The sequence below is a fragment of the Paraburkholderia sp. RL17-347-BIC-D genome (assembly GCF_046027915.1).
Lineage (GTDB): Bacteria > Pseudomonadota > Gammaproteobacteria > Burkholderiales > Burkholderiaceae > Paraburkholderia.
Genome location: NZ_JARESS010000094.1, coordinates 1 through 16,536, shown reverse-complemented (window position 1 = coordinate 16,536; position 16,536 = coordinate 1). Strand labels below are relative to the sequence as shown.

The 16,536-nt window shown below is 60.3% G+C and carries 21 protein-coding genes; 13 read left to right on the top strand and 8 right to left on the bottom strand.

Features of this window, described 5'->3' with window-relative positions; all coding sequences use genetic code 11:
* Positions 1 to 77: 77 nt before the first annotated feature.
* From P0D96_RS45700 to P0D96_RS45690, 3 genes are all read right to left on the bottom strand, one after another.
* The gene (locus tag P0D96_RS45700) at positions 78 to 812 is read right to left on the bottom strand and encodes an IS6 family transposase (protein ID WP_408183767.1); all 735 of its coding nucleotides are present in this window, start codon (positions 810 to 812) and stop codon (positions 78 to 80) included.
* A gap of 98 nt (positions 813 to 910) precedes the next feature.
* Positions 911 to 1,282, bottom strand: coding sequence for a hypothetical protein (locus tag P0D96_RS45695; RefSeq protein WP_408320734.1), 372 nt, complete (start codon positions 1,280 to 1,282; stop codon positions 911 to 913).
* A 96-nt stretch (positions 1,283 to 1,378) separates the two neighbouring features.
* Positions 1,379 to 1,762, bottom strand: coding sequence for a hypothetical protein (locus tag P0D96_RS45690; protein ID WP_408320732.1), 384 nt, complete (start codon positions 1,760 to 1,762; stop codon positions 1,379 to 1,381).
* 240 nt (positions 1,763 to 2,002) lie between these two features.
* On the opposite strand from P0D96_RS45690, the gene P0D96_RS45685 reads away from it, so the two are divergent.
* The 3 genes from P0D96_RS45685 to P0D96_RS45675 all read left to right on the top strand — a co-directional run bounded on the left by P0D96_RS45685 (position 2,003) and on the right by P0D96_RS45675 (position 3,659).
* Positions 2,003 to 2,458 (top strand): Hsp20/alpha crystallin family protein, encoded by a 456-nt coding sequence (locus tag P0D96_RS45685; RefSeq protein ID WP_408320730.1) that lies wholly within the window; start codon positions 2,003 to 2,005, stop codon positions 2,456 to 2,458.
* A 24-nt stretch (positions 2,459 to 2,482) separates the two neighbouring features.
* Entirely contained in the window at positions 2,483 to 2,890 is a 408-nt protein-coding gene (locus P0D96_RS45680; RefSeq protein ID WP_408320728.1) for an Hsp20/alpha crystallin family protein, read from the top strand.
* A 205-nt stretch (positions 2,891 to 3,095) separates the two neighbouring features.
* Positions 3,096 to 3,659: an Hsp20/alpha crystallin family protein gene (locus P0D96_RS45675; RefSeq protein WP_408320736.1), complete on the top strand. Its 564-nt coding sequence runs from the start codon at positions 3,096 to 3,098 to the stop codon at positions 3,657 to 3,659.
* Between the two features lie 104 nt (positions 3,660 to 3,763).
* On the opposite strand, the gene P0D96_RS45670 is transcribed toward P0D96_RS45675, so the two are convergent.
* Positions 3,764 to 4,216 carry a DUF2934 domain-containing protein gene (locus tag P0D96_RS45670; protein ID WP_408320726.1) on the bottom strand — a complete coding sequence of 151 codons (453 nt, stop codon included), beginning with the start codon at positions 4,214 to 4,216 and terminating at the stop codon, positions 3,764 to 3,766.
* A gap of 388 nt (positions 4,217 to 4,604) precedes the next feature.
* On the opposite strand from P0D96_RS45670, the gene P0D96_RS45665 reads away from it, so the two are divergent.
* The 7 genes from P0D96_RS45665 to P0D96_RS45635 all read left to right on the top strand — a co-directional run bounded on the left by P0D96_RS45665 (position 4,605) and on the right by P0D96_RS45635 (position 7,955).
* Positions 4,605 to 4,877, top strand: a complete 273-nt coding sequence (locus P0D96_RS45665; protein ID WP_408320724.1) for a CsbD family protein — start codon at positions 4,605 to 4,607, stop codon at positions 4,875 to 4,877.
* Positions 4,878 to 5,061: 184 nt separating this feature from the next.
* Entirely contained in the window at positions 5,062 to 5,436 is a 375-nt protein-coding gene (locus P0D96_RS45660; protein ID WP_408320722.1) for a response regulator, read from the top strand.
* A gap of 211 nt (positions 5,437 to 5,647) precedes the next feature.
* Positions 5,648 to 5,851, top strand: coding sequence for a cold-shock protein (locus P0D96_RS45655; RefSeq protein ID WP_175914427.1), 204 nt, complete (start codon positions 5,648 to 5,650; stop codon positions 5,849 to 5,851).
* 198 nt (positions 5,852 to 6,049) lie between these two features.
* The gene (locus tag P0D96_RS45650) at positions 6,050 to 6,280 is read left to right on the top strand and encodes a hypothetical protein (protein WP_408320720.1); all 231 of its coding nucleotides are present in this window, start codon (positions 6,050 to 6,052) and stop codon (positions 6,278 to 6,280) included.
* A gap of 401 nt (positions 6,281 to 6,681) precedes the next feature.
* Positions 6,682 to 7,257 carry a hypothetical protein gene (locus P0D96_RS45645; RefSeq protein ID WP_408320718.1) on the top strand — a complete coding sequence of 192 codons (576 nt, stop codon included), beginning with the start codon at positions 6,682 to 6,684 and terminating at the stop codon, positions 7,255 to 7,257.
* A gap of 34 nt (positions 7,258 to 7,291) precedes the next feature.
* A complete protein-coding gene (locus P0D96_RS45640) occupies positions 7,292 to 7,528 on the top strand; it encodes a hypothetical protein (RefSeq protein WP_408250003.1) in 237 nt (78 codons plus the stop codon).
* 97 nt (positions 7,529 to 7,625) lie between these two features.
* Positions 7,626 to 7,955, top strand: a complete 330-nt coding sequence (locus P0D96_RS45635) for an H-NS histone family protein (RefSeq protein ID WP_408320716.1) — start codon at positions 7,626 to 7,628, stop codon at positions 7,953 to 7,955.
* A gap of 17 nt (positions 7,956 to 7,972) precedes the next feature.
* On the opposite strand, the gene tnpC is transcribed toward P0D96_RS45635, so the two are convergent.
* Together tnpC and P0D96_RS45625 are read right to left on the bottom strand one after the other, a co-directional pair.
* Positions 7,973 to 8,344, bottom strand: coding sequence for a Tn3 family transposase post-transcriptional regulator TnpC (gene tnpC / locus P0D96_RS45630; RefSeq protein ID WP_408320714.1), 372 nt, complete (start codon positions 8,342 to 8,344; stop codon positions 7,973 to 7,975).
* 7 nt (positions 8,345 to 8,351) lie between these two features.
* On the bottom strand, positions 8,352 to 11,348 hold the full coding sequence (locus P0D96_RS45625; RefSeq protein ID WP_408320713.1) for a Tn3 family transposase: 2,997 nt from the start codon (positions 11,346 to 11,348) through the stop codon (positions 8,352 to 8,354).
* A gap of 423 nt (positions 11,349 to 11,771) precedes the next feature.
* Here P0D96_RS45625 and P0D96_RS45620 point away from each other — a divergent pair, with 423 nt between their 5' ends.
* Complete coding sequence (locus P0D96_RS45620) at positions 11,772 to 11,972, top strand: hypothetical protein (RefSeq protein ID WP_408320711.1); 201 nt, start codon at positions 11,772 to 11,774, stop codon at positions 11,970 to 11,972.
* 395 nt (positions 11,973 to 12,367) lie between these two features.
* Here the strand turns inward: P0D96_RS45620 and P0D96_RS45615 are convergent, their stop codons facing one another.
* The gene (locus tag P0D96_RS45615; RefSeq protein WP_408183064.1) at positions 12,368 to 12,757 is read right to left on the bottom strand and encodes a hypothetical protein; all 390 of its coding nucleotides are present in this window, start codon (positions 12,755 to 12,757) and stop codon (positions 12,368 to 12,370) included.
* A 901-nt stretch (positions 12,758 to 13,658) separates the two neighbouring features.
* On the opposite strand from P0D96_RS45615, the gene P0D96_RS45610 reads away from it, so the two are divergent.
* Together P0D96_RS45610 and P0D96_RS45605 are read left to right on the top strand one after the other, a co-directional pair.
* Entirely contained in the window at positions 13,659 to 14,228 is a 570-nt protein-coding gene (locus tag P0D96_RS45610; RefSeq protein WP_408320708.1) for a hypothetical protein, read from the top strand.
* Between the two features lie 612 nt (positions 14,229 to 14,840).
* Positions 14,841 to 15,539, top strand: coding sequence for an ion channel (locus P0D96_RS45605; protein WP_408183061.1), 699 nt, complete (start codon positions 14,841 to 14,843; stop codon positions 15,537 to 15,539).
* Positions 15,540 to 16,197: 658 nt separating this feature from the next.
* On the opposite strand, the gene P0D96_RS45600 is transcribed toward P0D96_RS45605, so the two are convergent.
* A partial coding sequence (locus P0D96_RS45600; RefSeq protein ID WP_408320706.1) for a hypothetical protein occupies positions 16,198 to 16,536 on the bottom strand: 339 nt, incomplete at its 5' end.

The following is a 16,536-nucleotide window of genomic DNA, read 5'->3' as shown; positions in this document are numbered from 1 at the left end:
CGCGCAGATGATGGGCCGCGAGGGCGCTGTCACGTTAAATTGTTCGCGGCGCAATAGCGGAGAGGACAAACGCTCGTTCAGAAAACGGACGGATCTTGGGTGGCCTCGGTGAAACGATGCCAGGCGGCAAAGCGTTTGGCGAGCTGTTTGCGATAGAGTGAGGCGCGTATTAAGTGTCGCTTGAGCGCGAAGTGCTGCCGGATCGGACCGAAGCTCGATAAGAAAGCCTGGGTGCGTTCAGGATCGCGGAAGCCGCGCATGCGTTGCTCGCGTTCGCGCGTCGGCTGATGACTGTTTTCCGCCCGGTTATTGACGCGCGCGCTGGCTTTGACGAAGACGTGCTTGACGTGGGCAAGTTCGGGAATCTCGGCTTTCGCCGCCGGATAGCTGCGCAGCTGGTCGGTCACGATCTTGCGCGGTGCCTCAGCACACGAGGCAAGCACGCGCTTGAAAAACCGCTTTGCTGCAGCCTTGTCGCGGCGCTTCTGAAGCAGGATATCGAGTTCGGCACCATGTTGATCGACGGCGCGCCACAACAGGTACGGCTCGCCGCGCAACGTCACAAATACTTCGTCAAGGTGCCACGTGGTGCCGGGCCTGCGACGCGCCGCTTTCACACAGTGTGCAAAGCCAGCACCGAACTTATCGCACCAGCGTCGGACCGTTTCGTAGCTGACGATAACCCCGCGCTCGAACAGCAGTTCTTCGATATCACGCAGGCTGAGCTGAAACCTGAAATACCAGCGAACCGCGCAACTGATGACCGCCGCCGGAAAGCGATGACCGCGGTAAAGCGATTTTGCATTCTTCATCCCCCGATCTTACCCGACCGTCTCTGCAACGTGACAGTGCCAAAAATACGCCGGTCGCGACGTGAACGTGATATCGGCCCGACGTCCCGCACCTGCTGTCAATAGATCGGAAATACAAAGTCCGGCGTCGGCGTAAACCGGGTGTCGGTACCCGGGCAGATGACTCGTCCCCTGACCGCAACCCGCTGGCCCAGATAAGGCAGCAGGAGCAAAGGCTCGGGTACGCCCGCCATACCGAGCACAATGTCGGTGACGACCTTGTCGTTACACGGCGAGGTTGACGGACGGTCCAGCCGCAGCGTCGTATAGTCGCCCGGCGCATACTGTCCGTGGCCCCGCTGGATCGTGCCCGTGATCCAGATGTCCTGTTGCGACGGCAAGGTCTTCAAGGGTGGCTCAGCCGCCGCAGCCGCCGCCGGGCTGGCAGCCAGAATGGCCGACGCGAGCAGTGCCTTTGAGCGCTGTTTCATGATGCTGCTCCCATCTGACGTGTTGGTTCTGATCCCGGGCGTGCCCGGCGAATCAACTCAGGTGCGCCGTTGCGCCGCAGCGCAATAGCCGGGCAATCACTGGATCGGCGGCACAACGCCCAGTTTCTCGGCGAGCATGCGCTCGTAGACGCCGAAGTGCAGGTCGACTTCCTCCTGACTCACCGTCGTCACGGTGACGTTCACCTGTTCCGTCGGGAGGCCCAGCACCACTGACATTGCCGCTTCCAGTTGAGGCGCACAGACGCTGTCTTCCACCACGGTCGTGCCCACGGCGATATCGTAGATCTGGTCCTCCTGGTAGACGATCTCGACCAGCCGCGCGCGCGCACTCATGTTGTTATCGATAGCAAGCCTTACGACTTCCGCCACGCTTCGCATCGTTTCAGTCGGAAAGCCTCGGGTCGAACGCAGCCGGACGCGGTGCCTGCCCAGCGTAAGCCAGTCAGAACTGAATTCCATGGTGTCCTCCGTGTAGTCGTTTCCGTGCCTCTCGACAATAGGAGCTGGGATAAGGTTTTCAAGTTCAGATTTTCCCCCTTGAAATTTCCGGCGCGGTGCCTATTTTGGATTTTGCTCAGGCAGACGCGCCGGTGGTACCAGGGCGCGCTGCGTGTTTCGATTTGTTTGCCAGCAGCTGGCAGGCGAACTGGAGCGCGTAAGCCCGTTCGCCTCCATGCTGCATTCACGGAGGATACGACCATGAGTGATCTTTATTCCAGACCCAGCCCCTTCAGCGAGTTTGACCGTCTGCAACGGGAGATGGCGAGCCTCTTCAGCGGCTTCCCGTCCAGCATCCGCTCCGGCCGCTCCGGCGCTACGTTCCCGTACGTGAACATCGGTGCGACCGACGACTCGATCGAGATTGTCGCGTTCGCGCCGGGCCTGAGCGCCGGTGAACTCGACGTCTCGATCGACAAGGGGTTGCTGACGATTGCCGGCGAGCGCAAGCCTGCGCGGCCCGACGCCAGCGGTGACACCCGCGATGACGTTCGCACCTACGCGCAGGAGCGCTTCAGCGTCGCATTCCGGCGCGTGATCGAACTGCCGCAGAACGCCGATCCCGACAAGGTGCAGGCGCGCTACACCAACGGCTGCCTGTCGATTACGGTCGGCAAGCGCGAAGCATCGAAGCCGCGGGCCATCACAGTCCAGTAACGCCCATAATTCTAGGAGCAGGCCATGAACGACAGGACACAGGTTGCTGAGCGCGACCAGAAATCGGCAGCAAGACGCGAGGCTGACCAGCCGTCGCGGCGGATGACGCTCACACCCGCAGTTGACGTATTCGAGGACAGCCAGGGCATCACGCTGTGGGCGGACCTGCCGGGCGTCACGAAGGACAAGCTCGAAGTGAAGGTGCACGACGGCAATCTGTACATCGAGGCAGAAGCGGTCGTGCCGACACCCGCCGGTCTGCGTCTGCAGCACGCCGAGATCCGCGAGCCGCGGTTCGCGCGGGCGTTCTCGCTGAGCCCGGACTTCGACACGTCGAAGATCGACGCGAACCTGCAGGACGGCGTACTGCAACTGACCGTTCCGCGCCGCGACGAAGCAAGGCCGCGACGCATCGAGGTGCAGACGAACTGAGCCCGGAAGATCAGCAACGACGGTAGGAGAAAAGTCGATGGCGACCGTGAGGTCGCCGTCCTGCGTCATCGTGGCCAAGGCGCTGATCGTCATGGAAAAATGGTGGCCGCCTCGCGAGGCGAAGTGCAGCGACTTCAGCAGAAGTTTTGCAGTTTGAGCGCCGATGGATATCCGGTTTTCCAGTCAGACCATCGAGGAGAAGACGATGAACCACGACCCGAAAAAGTGGAACCCTTTCAAATTCCTTCGCGGCTCTGGGAGCAAGTCCGACACGGACAGCCCGGAGAGTCAGCGGTCGGGCGAACCGTGGCGTGCCGCGTGGCCTGATATCCAGCGACTTTTCTCGCGCGAGTCCTTACGTGCGCTGGAGGATTTTTTTCCCGATCCGTTTGCCGTGCGCGGCACGCTCGAACGATGGTTTGGCGACTTCAGTTCATCGCGTTTCCAGCCGCGCATTGACGTGGTCGACGAAGGGAAGATACTGCGCGTGACCGTCGAGTTACCAGGCATGGAGCGGGAGGATCTGACCATCAGCGTCGAGGACGGGGCGCTGGTGGTGCGCGGCGAGAAAAAGCAGGACGTGCACAGTGAGGAGGACGGCTGCTACCGGCTGGAACGCGCATACGGGGCTTTCACGCGCACGATCCCGATGCCCGAAGACGCCGATCCCGATCATGCTCTCGCAAAGTTTGACAAGGGTGTGCTCACCTTGACCGTACCAAAACACGAGGCCTTGCGATCCGCCAGCCGAACCATCGATATTGGCTAACGTCGGGCGGCGCTTTTGCTTCAACGCTTATGGAGGGACATCGCGCACCTGTCTGACGTGAAGGGTAGTGATCGCCGCCAATCAAGTCACTGGACTTGCGGCGATCATTGCGCCTCAAAGTCGCGAATCCGCTGCCAGTATTCGTCGGCCCGTCCTTCAGGACGTCCATCCTGCACCCAGAGTACGTGAGCCCGCTCCCGCAGATGCTGCTCCAGCGCGCGATGCCAGTATTCCTCCGCGCGTCCGACGGGCCGTCCGTCCTGCTCCCATAGAAAGTAGGCGCGCTCGCGAACACTCTGTTCGAGGCCCGGTTTCGTTTCCGAACTGCTTGCCACTTCATCGCCGTAGGGTGCCATCTGGCCGCCGCGACCGATGTGGATTCTGGCGGACAGGCTCCGGAGTTCTGCGTCGGAAACCAGCCGGCCGTGGGCGGCCGCCTCGAGCGCTTTTGCTTCGTAAGCTGCGTCGTCCACCTCATCTCCCGGTTGCCCAAGCGTGATGGGATAGGTGTGAATGACAGTGCCACTGCTGTCCAGTACGTCGACCAGTCGCTCCATGGCTCTCTCCTCCCTTTTCTCGGCCGGATCGTTGCTGCCGCTTACCCGTCTCACAGTTCAGAAGAAGCGGTCTGAACGTCGCTGTTGCACAGACCAGAATTGCAACACCGTATGGAAACCTTACCATCATTTACCCGCGCTGCGGGACGGACCGGCGTGCTGCTGCACGGGGATCCGGATGAGGGAGCCGTGCTGTCGGAACCCAGATTCCTCCTTCACCTGCGGAGGGCGCATTTGCCGGTCCCATCACCTGAAGATCGTGGTGTTGGGCTTGTTTCTTGCTCACGTGCAGGGACGCGGATGCCGTCGTGGCCGGCCGACTTTACCGGTGGCGCAGCGCGCGATGCTGTCAGTGCCTGCAAAATGTCTAACTCAACGGAGCATCGAAATGGATACGGGAAAGGCCGAAGGTGCGGTCGAGGAAGTCGCCGGCAAGGTTCAGGGCGCGGCCGGCGCGCTGGTCGGCGACTCCGCGGCGCAACTGGCAGACAAGGCGAGGGAGTTCGCCGGTAAAGCGCAGCAGCTTCGCGCCGACGCCGCAAGCGCGGTGCGCGAAACCACAGCCACGAACCCCTTCATCGCGCTGGCAGCGGTGGCGGCCGTCAGCTTTGTGGCAGGTGCCATATGGCGTGCCGGCGGGTCCAGGCGCAACGATCAGTAATTGACTCTCGCACGGCAGTCGTCCCGGAGCTCATGGTCCCTTAAACACCAACGCTCGCGCCTTGCTGTGAGAACGTGGGCATGGTGCCAGAGATACCGGTCAGGGCAACTCAAGTCGGAAACTGCGGCTGGGTTCGCCGCCCGGGACGCGCCGTACGCACTTCCGCCAGTGGCATCCTTCTTCCATGCGCAAAAAACTTCTGCTCGCTGACGACGACCTCAATGCAACCGCAGCAGTCGCCGTGTTTTTCGAGTTCCACAATTTTGAGGTGCGCACCGCCACCGACGGGATTACCGCGCTTCGGTGGTTCTCCACCTGGCAACCCGACGCGGCCATGCTCGATATCGACATGCCAGGTGCAAACGGATATGAGGTGGCGCAGCACGTGAGGCGCACAGAGAACCCGGGCAAACGCACACTGCTCGTCGCCATTACCGGAGAAATGCCGCCTCACGAGGTCGCCGCCCGATGCCATGAAGCTGGCTTTGATCTTCATGTCGCGAAGCCGGCCGATGTGAAGGCGCTCGCTGAATTTGTCATTCAGGGAATCACGCGCTGATTTCTCCGCCGGCGGTTCCTTGCTGCGCGCGGCGCGAAAAGCGTTGACATAACTGCTCTGTCACTATACTGTGGTTGTCGAAATATTCAAGAAGCCTGATTGCTGATCACCATTTTCCGCCTTGTCTGCGCGGTACTCGTTGTCCTCTCTTCTTCCTTGAAGTTTTTGTCGCTCCGCAACGGAGCTATTATATTTATCTCAAGGAATTCTCATGGATACCGGTACTGTTAAGTGGTTCAACGATAGCAAAGGCTTTGGCTTCATCACTCCGGACGCCGGCGGCGACGATCTCTTCGCTCACTTCTCGGAAGTTCGGGGCGACGGCTTCAAGACGCTCACGGAAAACCAGAAGGTGAGCTACGAAACAAAGCGCGGCCCGAAGGGCATGCAGGCGTCGAACATCTCGCCGCAGTAAAGTATTTCAAGGGCCGGTCTACCGGCCCTTTGCATGTTTGCCTGACTTGTATCCTCGCGGAGCCAATGCGCTCCCGATCTGATCGCCACGTTTGAACGTGCGCATCATTTGTCTTTCCGACACGATCCGTCTCGCCCAATTTCGATTTGTTCGCCTGCACGGCATCGTTGTCGTGCGGGCGTCGCCCGGTTATCGCTTATGCAAAACAATAATCATATTCACCAGTACAACGGTTATTCAGTTTCCCCGTCGGCTCACCGTTTGCCGGACGGCTGGTTTGCCGCCAACCTGCTTCTTACGAGAGGTGACGCCCGGAGTGCTGAGCTGGCGTCATACAAGTTTGATGCGCTCGACTATTTCGATAGCGAAACACAGGCGGTCGGGCACGCCACCGCCTGGGCGCGTGGCTGGGTGGATAGTCGCGGTTAGTTCGGCAATATCCCCGGCGTAGCAGGGGCAGGATGGACGGCGTCAGGGATTGACTGGCCGTCGTGCATGATCCACCTGATCGCAACGATCCACAGCAGTCACACCCGCTTCCGGATGAAGCGGTGTCATTCCGGCATCCGCCTTGGCGCCTCGGCCGGGAGTCGTCGCCGACGGGCGAGCAGGATGCCCAAGGCATGGTACGTCTGACGGCACACCATGCCTGTAGCACCCACGTCAGTCAGACCCGTTACAGCCGCTACACCCGTCACACAAAGTCGCCAGGAAGCGCCCCAAGAGTGCGCGGGCTCGCGCCCATCAGAACGTCACTCAACCGGATCACGGGATCCGGTCGCCTGATCGACACAACGCTATTCCCGTCAATCGCATCAAAAGGAGCAGAGATGGCGTTATTGGTCATGCAGGTCGCAGTAAGCGGGGAACTGGTCGAGGTTTTTGAAATGACGGTCGATGATGTCGACGGCCACCGGATGCTCGCGGCTGCCAATGAGGACGAACGGGTGGTTCACCCTTCGGGACAGGCACCCGAAGACGGTGAGGTCTGGATTGATCTGATCGATGGGGATGGCGAAACGCTGTTCGACCAGGTGGCGTGTTTTCACCGCGCGGATGCCGCCGACGCGCTGCAGGTTCATTTCGACATGAATGTCGATGTCGTTAAAGATTGCCTGTCAAAGTCGAATATTGCTTCGCTCCATGCAAGGCACCGTCTGGCGGCCCAGGCCTACTTCCGCCAGATAGATCGTCTTGTGGATTGCTCTCCGGTAAGTTCCAGGCAGAGCAATCGCCGGCGTGTCGGCGACGCCAGTGTCATGGAACTTGCAATAGAGCTCCGCAGGCGGCTGGACGGCGTCGTCACGCAACTTGCCCTGAGCGAGTTGCCCACCCACGTGCAGGCTGCGGCGCAGGAACTCAAGGATGCGACGAAGAGCTACGTGGGTGCGGTTCAGCGCCTGTGAAGCAGCAGCCGGAACTCGAATGTGGAGGAACCGTATGCAAAGAACGCTGAAGTATCGCGGGTTTGAGATTTGTGTTGACCTCGTGCCCACTTCTGAAGACATGTTTGACGCCTGGCTTTGGATTGAAGGGCCGCCTCACGGCCCGTCAGTAGCCACGCATGGCCAGCGTATCAAGGTCCGCGGCGGCCCGTTTTCCCAGCGTTGGGCTTACTTCGTTGCGCAGATCGCTGGCCAGGCCGCAATCGATGTGATTCTCGGTCCCGGCGAATAGTTTGACGCGGTAGCCCGTGAGAAGCGGCCCCGCATTTCCCGCTGTGCCGCTTGTGATGGAAAAGTGCCGGATACCTACCTGACAGGAAACACGTTTCATGGACGAACGCAAGCGCGACAGTATGATTGCCTACCTCCGCCACCGCATGGAGGGCTTCGGAATCACCCCGGATGATCTGGCTGCAACACTTGCGGCTGAGCCGGCAGCGGGCCGCTATCGCAGCGCGCATGGCGAGAGCTGGAGTGGTGAAGGTGCGATGCCGCAATGGCTGAAGCAGGCGATCAGTGCGGGCCAGTCCATTGGCCACTTCGAGCTGTCATCAGGTGCAGTTTCCGCACCGTCCCTGCAGGCACGCACGGTGGCAGGTGCAGACTGGACAAACGATCCGTTCGCGGGCAGTCCGCTCGCGCGATCGAATTCCGGTTAGATCCGTTGGCAAGCGGCTCAACTACCGTTCAAAAAATCCGTGCCGTCCGGCCGAAGTGTCTCCAGTGGCCGAAGTACATCGCGAATCCCAAGCAGATCCGCAACATATTGCTCTAGCTGGTCAATGACGTCCGTCACCTGATCGACGAAGGACTCGTCCTGGGTGCCGGCCGTCAGCCCTGCGCCGTTGACGATCGTATGAGCGATGCGGTGCAGGCGCAACAGGTCGTCGCGCAGACCTTGCGGATCGTAAAGGCTGGTTCGTACCTCATCGAGTCTACCCACGGCGTCCAGCATACGCGTCGTGTCGTAGGCCGATTGCAGTTTTTCCAGCGCGGCGACATCCACCTCACCATACGGCGTCGCGGTGACCGCGGCTCTTGCGCTCATGCAGTCGTTACCTCATCTCGTCACCCGGGCGTGCCGCCTGACCAAACAGCGTATCGTTGATCCAGCTCTCTGGCGTACGATCAAGATGCAGTCTGTAGCGCCCGAACCGGCGGATATTGTGCGTCGGGTATGGACTCAGGAATTCAATATCGTCCGCGCGGATTTTCTCGCCTTCAACCACCATGTCGCGCAGCGCGCGCATCATGTCTGCGGTGTTCTGCAGGATCACGGCTGATGCAATGAGGTCATTGTAGCGTAGCCGTTTCTGCTGCTCTTCCGGCTCGTTCTCGGCCATCACATCGCCACCGAACGACAGCCATTTCGCGAAGCCGTTGTAAGACTCGATCTTGTTGGTGTTCGCGGTCACTTCCTGCCGCAATTCGCGGCTGCCAATCCATTCAAGCAGGTAGACGGTGCGTACGACGTTACCCAGTTCGCGCGCGGCGAGGTAGAGCCGGTTTTTTCTGCTTTCCGAACCAAGTCGGCGCAGCAGCAGCGGTGATGAAATCGTACCCGCCTGGATCGACAGCGCTACCTGCATCAGTTCCTGCCAGTGGCGCTCGATCAGCACCCAGTCGATGGTCGCGGTAAAGAGCCTGTCGATGTGTTTGTACTTCGCGTCGTTGTGTGGCCGATACAGCACGAGATCCTTCCAGTTGCGGATACGTGGCATCAGCTTGATCCCTAGCAGATGCGTGAATGCGAACACCGCTGCCGACTGGCCCTGCGTGTCAGCATGCACCGTGTCGGCCTTGACCGACAGGCCAGCTTTTAGCAACCCCTCGATCACGTAGATGGCTTCCCACACGCCGGGCGGGATGAAATGCCGGAACACGGCGATGTAGTTATCGGCGACGTGCCGGTACGCGACGGCGCCCATTTTCCGATAACGGAAGTGATAGCCGGCCAGCAGGTTGTTGTCGTAGAAATCGTACTGGGTGCCGTCCGCGGCGACGGTCTTGCCATCCCCCCAGTGCTTCGGCAGATCAAGCCGCAGGTACAGTTCGATCAGCTCGCGCTGCGCGGTTTCGAGCTTCTCGAGACTCATGTGCCGGCGGTTGACGAACGACAGCATATGCGCCGTCACATCGGTGTCGAGATTGCGTGCGGCCTGGGTCGGACCCAGATTGCAACCCATCGCGAAAATCGTCAGCAGGTAGCGCTCGGCGGCCTTGCGGATCTGCGGATCGATACCGGAAAGCGGTCCGAAATGCCGTGTGAAATGCGTCCAGTGTTCGATGTTCGCAAGTATGTCCAGCACATTGCGCGTCGGTAGCCGCGCATTGATCCGCTCCTGCAGCGCGATCGCGCTGGCCGGAATTTCGCGGGCCACGGTCTTGCGCAGGACCGGCTCGTCGCTCTGGCCGATCGTAACGTGTTCGCGTTTGTGCGGAAAGTCGTTGTCCAGCTTGCGCGCCGTATCGCCCAGCCACTGCCGCAGTTGGGCAACGAAGTCCTGCCCATTCTCGGGCAATCCGACCTTCGCGCAGTAATCGGGCAACCGCTGCTCGCATTCCCGCCATGGCAGCAGGTGCGCCCGATAGTCGGCATACGCGTCCGAGCCTGACACGCACAGGTCGCCGACGCGCAGTTCCTCGGCCATGTAAGAGAAGACGCATAGCTCAAGATATCGCCGGTTCGTTGGGGCGCCGTCACCGTGCGAGCGCCGTACAAGCTTGCGCCAGCGCGGCGCTGCAAAGCTCACGTCGACGTCGGCATCGATCCATTCCCGATGCCGTGTTTCGTTCTCCAGCACGACCGCGAGCGCATCAAGCAACGTTCGCACCGGGCTCGTCGAATCCCATTCGAGCGTGCGGGCGAGACGCAGGATAACCGACCGATGTGCGCGGAAATGTTTCCACAGAAGAGGCAGATAATTGCCGCCGCTGACTGCGCGCACTGCGGCACAGCTCTCGCGCAACGGTTCGAGGTCGCCCCTGGGCGCGAGCCACTGGCGGATCGACTTCGCAACGGTCGTCTCATCGGACTGCTCGACGAGTATGTCCACCACACCGTCAAGCAGTACAACGAGATCTTCCACCTGGGTGCGCTGTCGGCGCTGGATGATCTCCAGTTCTTCGCTTGCGCGTTTGTGAATCGCCCCCATCCGGCGCACAAACATGTCCGCGAGATGGTCGCGGGCACGCACACGCATGCGGTTGAGTAATGCCACGATCAGCGTATAGCGCTTTTCCGGCAGGGTGTCCTTTTTAAGATTGGCAGCATCAAGGCTCATGGCCTGGGTTGCCAGCGAGCGCAGCTTCGAAGCAGGAATTCCCGCGATCACGTTGGTGAAGTCGCCAAGTTCATCAAGCCAGGTGATCTGGTCGATCAGTAGATCGAGATGCTGGCGGGACGGTCGCTTCGCGTGGCGTTTTATACGGTTGTAGGCGCTCTGGCGTCTCGTCAGGTCTCGCGAGAGCAGGCGGTCAAGGTCGCGCTTCTGCCCGTCGGTAAGGCGCCGGGCAACACGCCGGAACAACCGCGTCTGGGTTTTCGCATGGATCTGTTCCGTGATGCGGTCAAGCGTTGAGAACGCCGGGAGTTCAACGTTCTGCGCGATAAGCTCATCAATCGTGGCGTTGATGATGTCGACGGGCTGGTCCATCGACAGAGCCGCCGTGTGCGCCGCGCGTGTCGCGATGACGTTGGCGTCGGTCCCGTAGTAGGGCTTGACGCCGAGGTACTCACGAATTGTCAGGTAGTGCCGGAAGAGGGTCGGTGACGTCTGCGTGTCATAGCCGAACTGAACCACCGAACCAATGTCCGCCGCCGACCGCACGTATTCGACGACCGATGACGGAATGCTGTCCAGGGCCGGAAAATGATGCATCTGCTGGAAGACTTTGAGCAGCACCAGCAGGCCCAGTCTCGATCGTTCACCCCGAGTCGAACGGCGGGCCCATTCGAGTTCGTCCGGCTGTGGTGTGTAGCAGGTTTGCAGGTCCCTTGTAGCGAGAACCTTGGGGAAACGCGGATAGGCGGTGCGCTCAATGGTTGCCATGCGAGTCTTCCTGATCGCAGAGGGCCGCTCAGATTAGCGCAAGAAAAAGCCCGTGTTACCAGGTCGCGTTGAAATGATCCGGCCTGTTTTCATAACCAGAAGTCTTATGATAGCAATCTACGCTTACCTCGCTCATACCCCGTTTACACGATGACCGTGTGAGTTGGTCGCTGTCGAGCCGTCTCCGCCACTCGAGAATCGAAAACTGGATGCCGTAGGCGAGCCTGTCAGCGAGGGCTCACAGGCGTCGGCACTGTCGTTGGCCCAACGCAGTCTGATCGATGACGCGCGCCAAAGCGCGCGACGGAGCCCATTGGGCTCCATGTGCAAGGAATCCGGACGTTGCGTCGACGACTGTCTGGTTGCTGTCATCAGCGAATACGGTAAAAGAACAGGTGCGACGACCGATTCCACGAGGGCAAATTGCTGCTTTTCGAATCTGCTCGGGTCGATGCGACCTTCGGCATCGAAAGTACGAATGGAAAACGTGCTCCGAACAACGCGCACCGGGTTTCTGTCAACAAGCTGGACCTCGACGCTGGCCATTCGCGCCCGTTGCCCTGCAAAAACGGGCAGACGGTGGCTTGCAGGATCTCGCAGCATCCGGTCGAAACTGATGCCTGACAGCCGCCAGAGGGTATCGTCACGAGCGATCAGAAACGTTCGACAAGAAAAACCCATGGTTCTGCCCCTTGCATAAACGGTGATGCTCACCACGCTCGACAAGATTCCACAACGTGCCTACCCAGCACGAGATTCGCCCCGGTACCTTACGCCGCGCGCATGGCCAGGCTTCGCGTCGTTCCGGTCGGCGGCCCGTCGCGCCGGGCCTATCCTGCACGTGAACTCCGTCGCGTCGGCGATCACGGTCGCGGGGAATCACGCCCCGGGCCTGGCTGCGCCACGCTGAGCGCCACGCGCGCCCTTCTCGTCGTGCGTTATTGAATGCATGACTACGTTCGGCATGACGCGAGTGCGGAACGGCTCAGCGCGAGAATCGAGGCGCTTGCCTCCTCGTCTCACTGCATGATCTCGCCGCTCCATCGATCACGGTCGGCCCAGAACGAACACTGCGTACATTTTTCGCCGTCCGGGTAGTCAATGCCTTCCTCATGCGGGCAGCCGATGTTGCGATCGACGGCCGCCACCGATTTGGCACCATGATGATCGATGAATCGAATGATTGCTTCGGTGACTTCTGGATCAGTTCTCGCATCGGTTGATTGGCAGAACCATCGCTCAACAGGGTCCGCGTCAGCACCTTCGTGCGCGACGATGCCAACAGAGACCTTCGTCGCTCTGGAGTCGTCTGGCCCGTAGAAGGCAACTGTTGCGACCGGATAGCCGCAGAAACCTTTGCCACGTTTTTTCACAAACTTGTCCCGGTACCACTGAGCCTTGAATGTCATGCCCCTCCCTCGCATGCCTTGCCGGGTGACGTAAGCGGCGTCACAGAAGTACACAAAGCGTATCAAGTTTCTACGCCTTGACCGCCCGTCCGACGAGCGGCTTCGAGGAGTAATGGCCGCATGGGCCAAGCAAGCGGCGTGCGCAGCATAGACACGAGCGATCGCAATGGAGCGACACTCCCATCGTTCGGCGTTCGGCGGTAGACGGCCACCTAAGGACGTTGGCTCACGCTTTCACGCGGACGTTCGAACGTCGGCTCCGTCCAGACAACGGCCCCCCCATGAGCCTGCCCGAGTTAGGAGAAAAAGAGGCGCCCGGCAATCTTGATGCGTTCATCAGAATCACGGACGGTCAAGACGCCGTCCGGCGTTGCGGGGCGGCGGCCCCCGGAACGCAACGGCAACCTCTAGCCCCGCGGAGAAATCATCACTTCAGCTGCGGCGACTGCGGCATCTCCAGCATGGCATCGATCGCGACCACGTCCAAAGACACATAGTCAAATCCAACAACCACTTGTTGATGTATTTGCTCCCAGACTTCTTATACCGCAGCCGAGCGGTGTCGATTCTCGCGGCAATCGGACCCAATATAGATAGTCCGTTCCGCTTTCGTTGATACTGGCTGCACTGCACTGGCAGCTTGCTGCCAGTGCAGGTGGAACATGCACCCGCGGGCTACGGTGCCCGGTTGGCGTGTGAGGGGGAGACGCTGGGCGGTTAAAACCTGCACCGCCGACTTGCAGCCCCCTTGGTGCCACAGGAAGGGCAATGCGCCTAGGCGACCGCTCAACTGTCGCCGATCAGAGCGTTTCCACCAGACCACACGCCTTAGCGTGCTTGGTTTTTTTCGGCGCGTGCCGCCCGCCCTCCGTCGTCATAGAATTGTCAATACGGGGGCAACATGAAACATAGACTGGTAGTTGGGCTGCTGTGCGGCGCGCTGCTTGCCGGCTGCATGTCGACCGGGGTCGAAGTGAGGTCTGACCAGATGTCGAGCTTCAAGCCCGGCGTGACGACGTTTCAAGACGTGACAGCCACGCTTGGCCCGGCGTCGGTTCAGACCGCGTTGGACGACGGCTCGACACTGCTGGTCTACATGTTCGTGACGTCGAGGCCGCGCCCCGAGAGCTTTCTTCCGTTCATTGGGTCGCTGGTTGGCGGTGCCGACACGCGGTCGTCGGCGACGGTGTTCCTGTTCGATGTGCACGGCATCCTCAAGAGTGCAAGCACCACGACCTCGAACGTCGGCACGGGCCTGAGCGCGGGCTTGAGCACCGACCTGCACAGCGCCCCGGTGCAAGGCGATAAGCCGCCCGTGGTGGTCAAGAGCATTCAGTCGGCCGTCGTGGTCAAGAGCATTCAGCCGCCCGTCGTGCAGAGCATTGAGCTGCTTCCGGAAGAGGAAGTCCTGCCGGCCGCGGAAGACAGCGCCGAGCCGCCACTAGAGCAAGAGTGGATGGATGCCAACTAGCAGCGCATCCAGCACGCGGGCCGATGATTCGTATCCCGCTTCGGCGGCGTCGACTAGTCCGCTGATGCCTGGCAGTGCGGCCCGGGGATTCCCGGCGTTCCCTTGTGTCGCTTACGCTGCCGGCCTTGCTTGCGTGCCGTTGGTGAAGTCGATTTTTATTGGGAAATGCATCAAGCGGGACGGACTGCCATGGAACTGAGCGTAGAACGCGTCGATGTTTGGGCGGCTACTCTATCAGAAGATACTTCCCGAATGGGCGAGCCTGCCTTTCCATGTCATTGGTAATTTCGGTGGCAATGACGTAAGCGGGCTGCTTCTAGCAAATTCCCCTTTGGCGCAGATGTGGCGAGAAGCAAGACGTCGATACTGATGGGCTCGTCATGTCTCTTCGAGTCCGGTCGTTTAGGTGCCGACAATCGCAACGATTGTTTGCACGATTCCGGATTGAAACTGGCGGGGAACATCCAGCCATTGGCAGACGCTCGCTATGGCAGAATCCTCTCATACGCATCCGCGACTAGAATTTCTAGTTGAACCACTCTCAAGCCAGGTCAAATTTCAACCGTGCAACGTCAGGTCGCGAGCGTTAGTTCGATCTCTGGGAAAACTGGTATGACAAATCCGCAAGAGAAGGCCGAATCCGACGAGGATTTGGCTCGGATGATAATCGGGCAAGGGCCCTGCACCTATCTATTGCTGCTCCTGCTTGGCTTGATCCTCCTGTTTCCCTACCTTGAGGAAGGCATATTCGCTCGCACACTGCTCGGCGTTCTGTTTTCAATCGTGCTGCTCGTGGGCGCTTTCGCCACCAGGCAGACTCGGCGGGGGTTCATCCTCAAACTGGGCTTGGCGTTGCTGGGGGTTGGCCTTCAATGGGCGGCATTGTGGACTGAGAGTATCGCGATTCTGGGCCTTGCCGGGATATCCTATGCTGCCTCTTTTGCAGTCGCGATTGGTGGAGTGCTCCGCTACATTCTCAAGCGCGGGCCAATTACGGCCGACAAGCTGCATGGTGCGCTTGCAGGCTACATCATGCTGGCCTTCCTTTGGGCCTTCATCTACGCCCTGATCGAGAGATCCAGCGCTGGCTCATTCGGTCCTGGCCGGCTTGATTTCACACAGCCTGGCACTTTCTTCAGACTGATCTATTTTAGCCTCACGACGCTCACGACAACCGGTTACGGTGATGTTATCCCATTGACCAACCAAGCCCGCTCATTTGTGATGATCGAAGAGTTTGCAGGCGTGTTTTACGTTGGCGTCCTGATCGCGCGGCTTGCCGGTCTCTATCCGTCGACTCTGACCAAGTGACTCTCGATCTACCTGAACCACCATCAGGCATTGGTGATTGGTGTCTGCGCGCTGTCCGCATTGGGCGCAGCGGGGCTGAACTCCCGCCCCCTTCGAGGTGCCGTTTTTAGATCGCGTTAGTGCGGCAAGAAGAAAGTGAGAGCAAGGGCGAAATAAACGACGAGGAGTCGCGTGCCTTTAAGCAAATCGGAGCGTCCATCGCTCGCCAACTGAGCCGTAACCAGCAAGGACAGAACCACGATCAGAAGAAGGTGCGCCGACTGTCTGGACCTGTCTCGCGGTTACGGCGCCGCGATGGCTAAAGCGCTGCCCCCTGATCAGCTCGATCACTCGCTCGCCAAGATTGCCACGCAGATGCCCGTTGTAGCGACAAAGCTGCCGCTCAGGCGGGGTGGGCGCGTATGACTGGAAAGGGTCGGCCAGAGCCGGTCGTCGTCGGGCTCAGGCCGGCCATCTACGGCCATTCGCCCGCGCTTTCACACGGACATTCGAACGTCGGCTCCACTACCGGACACCGGACGTTCGTGCGCGGATCATATCGGTCGCGTCGTGGCGCCGACGAGCATCGCGGGTCGCGTGCTCGCTCAGGCAATGGCGGGCGAGGCCGCCCTTCGAGCTGTTCGCGAAGCCAAGGCATGCGCGCTTTCCTGGCGGCCGGTCATTTCGCGTCCCGGCGTTCGATCTCGGCATGCTGGATCAGCAGATTCGCGAACTGTTCTGAAACGAAGCGCGACGACCAGCACGTTTCCCTTTGCACCAGAAGCGACAACAGACCTCGCTTCCTGACCGTCCGGACCGGCCGTTGAGGCCGCCCGGGCGGGTGATGCGTCACGCCACTGTCATCGTCTGCGATCCCTGCTTTTCCTAAGTATGCCTGTCGACTGGATATGCGTATTCCCGCACGGAGTTTCCCCTTTCGAGCGAACACCATGTGGTTTCTGGCGTGGTTCCGGGCGGGTGCGCCGCTGGACGCCTGCCCCCGCACGATTGTTTCATA

What these genes read in the sequence shown, in the direction of transcription:
- P0D96_RS45700 (WP_408183767.1), bottom strand. Translation starts at nt 812, where the DNA reads ATGAAGAATGCAAAATCGCTTTACCGCGGTCATCGCTTTCCGGCGGCG.
- P0D96_RS45695 (WP_408320734.1), bottom strand. Translation starts at nt 1,282, where the DNA reads ATGAAACAGCGCTCAAAGGCACTGCTCGCGTCGGCCATTCTGGCTGCC.
- P0D96_RS45690 (WP_408320732.1), bottom strand. Translation starts at nt 1,762, where the DNA reads ATGGAATTCAGTTCTGACTGGCTTACGCTGGGCAGGCACCGCGTCCGG.
- P0D96_RS45685 (WP_408320730.1), top strand. Translation starts at nt 2,003, where the DNA reads ATGAGTGATCTTTATTCCAGACCCAGCCCCTTCAGCGAGTTTGACCGT.
- P0D96_RS45680 (WP_408320728.1), top strand. Translation starts at nt 2,483, where the DNA reads ATGAACGACAGGACACAGGTTGCTGAGCGCGACCAGAAATCGGCAGCA.
- P0D96_RS45675 (WP_408320736.1), top strand. Translation starts at nt 3,096, where the DNA reads ATGAACCACGACCCGAAAAAGTGGAACCCTTTCAAATTCCTTCGCGGC.
- P0D96_RS45670 (WP_408320726.1), bottom strand. Translation starts at nt 4,216, where the DNA reads ATGGAGCGACTGGTCGACGTACTGGACAGCAGTGGCACTGTCATTCAC.
- P0D96_RS45665 (WP_408320724.1), top strand. Translation starts at nt 4,605, where the DNA reads ATGGATACGGGAAAGGCCGAAGGTGCGGTCGAGGAAGTCGCCGGCAAG.
- P0D96_RS45660 (WP_408320722.1), top strand. Translation starts at nt 5,062, where the DNA reads ATGCGCAAAAAACTTCTGCTCGCTGACGACGACCTCAATGCAACCGCA.
- P0D96_RS45655 (WP_175914427.1), top strand. Translation starts at nt 5,648, where the DNA reads ATGGATACCGGTACTGTTAAGTGGTTCAACGATAGCAAAGGCTTTGGC.
- P0D96_RS45650 (WP_408320720.1), top strand. Translation starts at nt 6,050, where the DNA reads ATGCAAAACAATAATCATATTCACCAGTACAACGGTTATTCAGTTTCC.
- P0D96_RS45645 (WP_408320718.1), top strand. Translation starts at nt 6,682, where the DNA reads ATGGCGTTATTGGTCATGCAGGTCGCAGTAAGCGGGGAACTGGTCGAG.
- P0D96_RS45640 (WP_408250003.1), top strand. Translation starts at nt 7,292, where the DNA reads ATGCAAAGAACGCTGAAGTATCGCGGGTTTGAGATTTGTGTTGACCTC.
- P0D96_RS45635 (WP_408320716.1), top strand. Translation starts at nt 7,626, where the DNA reads ATGGACGAACGCAAGCGCGACAGTATGATTGCCTACCTCCGCCACCGC.
- tnpC (WP_408320714.1), bottom strand. Translation starts at nt 8,344, where the DNA reads ATGAGCGCAAGAGCCGCGGTCACCGCGACGCCGTATGGTGAGGTGGAT.
- P0D96_RS45625 (WP_408320713.1), bottom strand. Translation starts at nt 11,348, where the DNA reads ATGGCAACCATTGAGCGCACCGCCTATCCGCGTTTCCCCAAGGTTCTC.
- P0D96_RS45615 (WP_408183064.1), bottom strand. Translation starts at nt 12,757, where the DNA reads ATGACATTCAAGGCTCAGTGGTACCGGGACAAGTTTGTGAAAAAACGT.
- P0D96_RS45610 (WP_408320708.1), top strand. Translation starts at nt 13,659, where the DNA reads ATGAAACATAGACTGGTAGTTGGGCTGCTGTGCGGCGCGCTGCTTGCC.
- P0D96_RS45605 (WP_408183061.1), top strand. Translation starts at nt 14,841, where the DNA reads ATGACAAATCCGCAAGAGAAGGCCGAATCCGACGAGGATTTGGCTCGG.